3 protein-coding genes are annotated in these 7,720 nt (G+C 44.9%); all 3 read left to right on the top strand.

All coding sequences use genetic code 11. From position 1 onward, the window contains the following. Window positions 1–351 precede the first annotated feature (351 nt). The 3 genes from DXA15_RS02115 (at window position 352) to DXA15_RS02105 (ending at window position 7,642) form a co-directional block, all read left to right on the top strand. Complete coding sequence (locus DXA15_RS02115) at window positions 352–1,146, top strand: thymidylate synthase (RefSeq protein ID WP_007654865.1); 795 nt, start codon at window positions 352–354, stop codon at window positions 1,144–1,146. 53 nt (window positions 1,147–1,199) lie between these two features. Then, entirely contained in the window at window positions 1,200–1,697 is a 498-nt protein-coding gene (locus tag DXA15_RS02110; RefSeq protein ID WP_128132960.1) for a dihydrofolate reductase, read from the top strand. 266 nt (window positions 1,698–1,963) lie between these two features. After that, window positions 1,964–7,642 (top strand): alpha-2-macroglobulin, encoded by a 5,679-nt coding sequence (locus DXA15_RS02105; RefSeq protein WP_128132959.1) that lies wholly within the window; start codon window positions 1,964–1,966, stop codon window positions 7,640–7,642. Window positions 7,643–7,720 lie beyond the last annotated feature (78 nt).

Raw genomic sequence — 7,720 nt, 5'->3', positions numbered from 1 at the left:
CCACATTTCTCCTAGATAGAAACCTGTAAGAAATGGGACTAAAGTCCAATGAGATAACCCCTTGACTAATCCGTCAGCTGAAGCAGACGGCAAATAAACCTGTAACAAGCCTTGTTTTATTGACTGGCTTTAACACACCCCCTACCCCCTCTCGAGAGGGGAGCCAGGTACAACCTGTCAATAAACAGATGATTCAATTATTGCTAAATTGGAACATTGGCATATTGCCACATTGGCTCATTATTATCTATATCCTGCTCCCGTGTAGCCGGAGAAAAGAACATAAAAAAAAATACCTGTTGTTTTATACAAATCCCTTTCGTACTTTTGTAAGCTACTATAGAGATAAAAATGAAACAATATTTAGAATTGCTGAATCGCGTATTAGCCGAGGGAGTGAGGAAGGAAGACCGTACAGGTACCGGTACACAAAGTATTTTCGGTCATCAAATGCGATTCAATCTGGAAGAGGGATTTCCTCTGCTTACGACAAAGAAGCTGCATCTGAAGTCTATCATTTACGAGTTACTCTGGTTCCTTCAAGGGGATACCAATGCAAAATATCTGCAGGAACATGGAGTACGTATCTGGAATGAATGGGCAGACCCCGATGGAAACCTGGGACATATCTACGGTTTCCAGTGGCGCTCGTGGCCGGACTATAAAGGTGGTTCTATCGACCAGATCAGCGAAGCTGTCGAAACGATCAAACATAATCCGGATTCCCGACGGATCATTGTCAGTGCCTGGAATGTGGGTGACCTGGATAATATGAACCTCCCGCCTTGTCATGCGTTTTTCCAGTTTTATGTGGCAAACGGACGCTTGAGTTTACAGATGTATCAGCGCAGTGCAGATATATTCCTGGGCGTACCTTTCAATATTGCTTCTTACGCATTATTATTACAAATGATGGCACAAGCGACAGGACTTATAGCCGGAGATTTCGTTCATACGCTGGGGGATGCTCATATCTATAGCAATCACCTCGAACAGGTAAAGCTTCAGCTTACCCGCGAACCGCGTCCTCTTCCCCGGATGGAAATAAATCCGGACGTAAAAAACATCTTCGATTTCAAATACGAAGATTTCAACCTGACCGGTTATGACCCGCATCCCCATATCAAAGGAGAAGTGGCGGTATAAACGGTGACACTATTAATTCGGAATATAAACATTACTAATAAATCGATAAGTTTATGAGTACTATTTCAATTATTGCCGCTATTGCTGATGACAACGCGATTGGTAAAAACAACAAGTTGTTATGGCGTTTGCCTGCCGATATGCGACGTTTTAAAGATTTGACAACCGGCCACGCCGTAATCATGGGACGTAAAACATTCGAATCTCTGCCCAAAGGACCGCTTCCCAACCGGAAGAATGTAGTCCTGACCACCTTGCCGGAAGCCGGTTTTGTGAACTGCTTCGGTTGCGAATCGATGGGTTCGGCACTGGATATTTGTGAAAAAGAAGATGAAATATTCATCCTCGGCGGTGCATTGGTGTATCGTCAGGCTTTACGCATCGCAGACAAAATGTACATCACCCGCGTACATGGTGAGTTTAAAGATGCTGATACTTTTTTCCCTGTCGTAAACTGGGATTTATGGGAAGAAGTAGAACGCCAGGAATTCCCGGCGGATGCAAAACACGCTTATCCGTACACATTCCTGACTTACGTTCGCAAGAAATAAATGATAGTACAGATAGTTTCCTGTTCACGAGGGCCTCATAAATATTTTTGACGCCCTCGTGAATGTTTATGAGGACGTCGAAAACATTTATGAGGACGTCGAAAACAATAACCTTCCTATAGAAATCCTGAACCTTACACCTCCTCATTACTTATTACCACGCCAATTTATTATTACACCTTATTAACAAACAGTTTACATCTTTTTACCCTTTCTTTGTATCTATATAGCAAAGAACGTTGTTTAACATGTAAACCCATATAGATATGAAGATAAAAGCTATTATTGTTTCCGCCCTGATACTATGCTGTATTTCAGCGGTTATCATGTATACAAATGCGGCACAACCTAAAAATGAAAGCAAAATGATTACCGAGGCTATTCAAGGTAAAAATACACCGCAACTCATCAAAGCGCTGATCAGCCGGATGAAAGAACAACTGGATGTGAATGACGATGACTTCCCCGAACTTATCAAGGAAGTGGAAAACTATGCGGCCGAATGTAAAGAACCGGCTTCTACAGCCGTACTACACTCGATGGTTGCCGAGATGTACAATCAGTATTATACGATGAACCGCTGGAAGATTAATCAGCGGACCGACCTGGCCGGATACGTTCCCGAAGATATCCGCGAATGGACTTCAAACCTTTTCACGAATAAGATAAAGGAAGAACTGACCGCATCCCTGCAACCGGCGAAGCTGTTGCAGGAAACACCGGTATCCGATTTCAAAGCCATACTGGAGACTGGAAAAGACACGCCTGCCCTGCGCCCTACATTATATGACTTTCTGGCGTTCCGTGCTCTTGACATCGCTCCTTCCACAGAGATATATGAAGAACTTATTGCCTATCTGAACACGCAACCGGACAAAAAAGCAGCCATGCTTGCCAACCTGGACTATCTGAGATTCAAATATACCACCCGCTATTCCGAACAGGCAAGAAATAATTATACATCCGCACTGGATAGCCTGTTGGCCATCTACGGTAATAAAGATTATTCCGTGGAAATCATTGCAGCTAAACTGAATAACGGATTTTACGGATATGGAACAGAAGCCAATATGGATTCTCTGAAAACTGCCGAGTACGAACTTTGCAAAGAAACAATTGCCCGCTTTCCGAACTATGAACGGATCGGCCTGATAAAAAATAGGCTGGCCAATATGCAAAACCCGTTCCTGCAAGTCAACACAGACAATAATGTGTATCCCGGAAAAAAACTGACTCTAAAACTCAGATATCAAAATATCCGGCAGATTACCGCTCGCATATACAAGAGCCTGAAAACTCCGCAACAGACACTTAATTATAACACTCAGGATACTGCAAACAATTTGGGAACCCTGGTCAAAGAAGTTACTTTTTCATTAAAAGTACCGAATACCTATACCGAGCTGGATACGAGCCTCGTCATCCCGATGGACCAGACAGGATTGTATGAATGTGTTATTACCGCTCCCGGAACGAATCTGAAAACGAACAATCTATTCGAGGTAAGCCGCTTGGCTGCCATTTCGCGCAGTATGCAAAATGGAAATACGGAAGTATTGGTGACCGATTATTTAAGTGGCAAACCAATCACTGATGCCTCAGTAACTTATTATTCGGGAAAACGCCGTGAGATGCAACCACAGGGAACCGTAAAAACAGATAAAGACGGCATCGCTGTCTTTCCACATAAACACGATATGATGGCTTATCAGGTGGCCCGTCCGGGAGATTCACAAACAATGCTGACAGCCGTTTATCCGAACGGACGACGGGAAATCAGCCAGACAAAACGTCCGGAACTGGCCCTGTTTACAGACCGCGGACTTTACCGCCCGGGACAAAATCTGTATTTCAAAGGAATCGCTTACACAAATACGACCGACAAGCCTCATGCCATTGAAGGCGAAACGTTCAAAGTAACTCTCAGGGATGCGAACTGGAAAGAAGTGGCCACCAAAGAGTTCAAGACAAATAAATTCGGTTCTTTCAACGGTGAATTCACTTTGCCTCAGCAAACCCTTGGAGGAATGTTCACGCTGTCTACCGAATATCAAAGTGTGAATTTCCGTGTAGAGGAATACAAACGTCCCACTTTCTTCATTGATTTACTTCCGGTAAAAGGTGAAATTACGTTTGGCGACCTGGTGACAATCCAGGGAAAAGCACAGACTTTTTCCGGTATCTCCCTGCAAAGCGGAGAGATTACTTATCGTATCAACAAACGTCCCTTCTGGTTACGCAGCTACATCAGTAGTTTTTCTAACGAACAAGTAGCAGAAGGACAGGTTACTGTGAACAGCGACGGGACATTCTCTTTCAGTTTCCGTCCGGAAAAATCAAGTAGCAATTTCCCTGCCTATCAAAGTTATCTGGTCACAGCCACATTAACCGACAGCAATGGTGAAACCCAGGAAGCGACTTCCGTATTCTCTGTTGGGACATCAAGTATTGTCCTGAATACCGACCTTTCCGGACAGCTCGACAAAGATTCTGTAAAGGCTTCCGTATCGGCACAAACACTGAACGGTGAAAAAATAACAGTGAATGGGACTTATACGATAAACAGATTGGGCGACACCAAAAAACCGTCCAAATACGGAATCATTGAATATGAAGTAAAAGAACAGGTGGCAACCGGTAATTTTACATCCGGTAAAACGATTGATAAAAATGTATTCGCCAAACTAGCTTCCGGCCGTTATCAAATCAAGCTGGATGCAAATGATTCACAAGGACGTCCGGTTACTACAAAGCAGGATTTCATCCTATATAGTTTACGCGATAAAAGACCGCCGGTATTCATGCACACCTGGATGTTAGATGAAAAAGTCTGGTGTCTTCCCGGTGAAGAGGCGAAGATATTGTTTGGCACATCCGACAAAGACGCACATATTTTATATGAACTTTACCAGGACAACCAATGTATTTCACGCAAACGCATCGTACTGAGTAATGAAAACCATCTCTTCCGTATCCCATTCATGGAAAGCTACGGGGAAGGAGTCGTGGCACAATTTACCTTTGTAAAAGACGGCAAATTATATACATCACGAACTGATATTAAACGCCAACAACCGAATCTCTCATTGGCAATCAAACCGATTACCTTCCGTGACCATCTGCTACCCGGCAATAAAGAGACATGGAAATTCAGGATCTTAGATGCAGACTCCATGCCTGTTATTGCAGAAATGCTGGCCAGCATGTACGATGCGTCGTTAGATAAGATATTACCATCCGGTTCCTTCAGATGGAATTTCGACCCGAGAAGATATTTCTACTTGTCCGCCCCCTCTTTCAACAGAGGCATCGGCATGGATGATAAGACAGCTTATAAATCAGAAGAGTCGAAAAATGTCAATGTTCCGGATTATCAATATGACCGCTTGAACTGGCAAGGAATCATGAATTTCAGAAACCGTGGAATGTATGCCGGAGGCATCATGATGAAGTCGGCAGCCCCTATGGCCGCTGCTGAAGCACAGGTTATCGGTTACAGAACTCATGACGCTGCAACCGCTACCGGAAATGTAGAAATGGTTGCAGACGATGAAGTAGAGGTTGAATCAGATATGGCTGTCTTCTCTCTGGCAGACGGAGCTCCGGCTGAAAAGGGAATGTCAGAGCAGCAAGTTGTCCAGATACGCGAAAACTTCAACGAAACCGCTTTCTTCTATCCGTCATTACTGACGAATGAGGAGGGAGACGTCATGGTACAGTTCACGTTACCGGAAAGCAATACGACCTGGAAGTTCCAGGCACTGGCCAATACGGAAGACATGAAATACGGCATGCTGACCAAAGAAGTCATCAGCAGCAAACCATTGATGGTATTGCCGAACCTGCCACGCTTCATGCGCCAGGGTGACGAAGTATCCGTCAGCACACAGGTTATCAACAATTCAAAAGCGACTATCAACGGACGTGTCAGCCTTGAATTGTTCGACCCGGCAACCGACCAACCGGTTATCTGTCTGACAAAATCACAAAAGCCGTTTACCTTGTCTGCCGACAGCATCACCACCGCTTCATGGACTTTCCGCGTACCGGAGACCACCAATCTGATTGGTTGCCGCATCGTAGCAGATTCCGAATCCGGTAGTGACGGTGAACAACATTTGATTCCGGTTCTCTCCAACCAAATACTGGTAACGGAAAGCACACCTTTCTACCTGATGGAGAACGGAGAAAAACAAATCCGGTTGTCGGGAAAGAATGGAACGGACAGCCGCAATCCGTTCAGAATGACATTGGAGCTGACAGGCAATCCAATCTGGTATGCCGTACAGGCTTTGCCTACGCTTACCCAACCGACAAATGACAATGTCATTTCCTGGTTCGCCTCTTATTATAGCAATACGCTGGCTAATTATATCGCAACAGCCAATCCGCGCATCCAGCAAGTAATCAGCCAGTGGAAGGCACAGGGCGGAACCGCTTCTACCCTTTATTCAAATCTCCAGAAGAATCAGGAGTTGAAAAATATCCTGCTGGAAGAAACTCCCTGGGTGCTGGCAGCCGAGAATGAAACGGAACAAAAACAGCGTTTATCCCTGTTGTTTGATATGAACCGGGCAGCACAACAACGCGAAGTAGCCATGCAACAAATAGTAAAGCTACAAAACGAAGATGGCGGATGGAGCTGGTTCAAAGGTTTCCCGGCAAGCCGCGAAATAACACTGTCTATCCTGAAAGGGATGTCCCAGTTGGTTGAAATGAGCGCCGTACAATACGGACAACAGGAAAAGGAAATGCAGATGAAAGCGCTCAAATATCTGGACAAACAAATGCAGTCCGATTATGAAAGCCTGCAAAAGAACAACAAGAAATGGCAGAGCAGCGTTCCGAACGCATTGCAACTCGAATTTCTCTATGTCCGCAGCGCTTACCGCGACATTCCGGAACTGGGTGATGCCCGCGAAGCAATCCGTTTCTATACAACGCAGGCAGAAAAGACCTGGGGCGAACAATCCCTTTACGGAAAAGGTGAAATCGCCCTGTTGATGTACCGCAACGGCAAGAAAGAGGTTGCCAATACGATATTGGCCTGGTTGCGCAAAACAGCCACCACGACTACCGAACAGGGTATGTATTGGGCCAATAACCGGAGAAGTAACAGTTATTTCACTTCGCCGATCGACACTCATTGCCTGCTGATGAAAGTGTTCAATACCTTATCGCAAGATAAGAAAGACACCGACCGTATGAAACAATGGCTGTTGAATCAGAAACGTACGCAGAACTGGGAATCTGTTCCTGCAACACTGAATGCAATCTACGCATTAATCCTGACCGGAAACGACTGGCTGAATGAAAATAATACCTGCACCGTAACATGGGGCGGCAAAACATACAGCACTGCCGAAGGTGAAACAGCCACCGGTTATCTGAAAGTGGTACTGGATGAAAAAGAAATTTCTTCCGGTAGTAATTCCATTTCCATTCGGAAGGAAGGAAATACACCTGCCTGGGAAGCCGTTTACGAACAGTATTTCGAAAACATCGACAAAGTGGAAAAACAGAAAGGTGTACTCAATGTTGAAAAGAAATTATTCATCGAAAACAACAGCGGCAGCGGCTTACAGATTGTACCGGTAGAAAACGGAAAGCTCCGCGTCGGAGACAAAGTAATCGTACGCCTGACTATCCGGACAGATCGCGAAATGGATTACGTATTCCTGAAAGACCTGCGCGCCGGCTGTTTCGAACCAGCCAACCAGCTATCAGGAACACAGTTCAGAGACGGAGTCGCCTATTACCAGTCGCCTACGGATGTTTCCGAAAACTTCTTCTTCAGCCGCCTGCCGGAAGGAACTTTCGTTATTGAATATCCGGTTTACGTGTCCCGCACCGGTGAATATGCCGGAGGACTAAGTACCATCCAATGCCTGTACGCACCTGAATTCGTTTCACATACGGAAGGCACGAACCTCACGGTTAATTGAAAATTAAAAATTGAAAATTAGGGATTGAATATGAAGAGTAGCAGAATGTTCTTATATCCGTCCAAAGGTAATTTTCAA

Source organism: Parabacteroides sp. AM58-2XD, from assembly GCF_003463685.1.
Taxonomy (GTDB): Bacteria; Bacteroidota; Bacteroidia; order Bacteroidales; family Tannerellaceae; genus Parabacteroides; species Parabacteroides segnis.
This window is presented reverse-complemented; position numbering and strand designations above follow the sequence as displayed.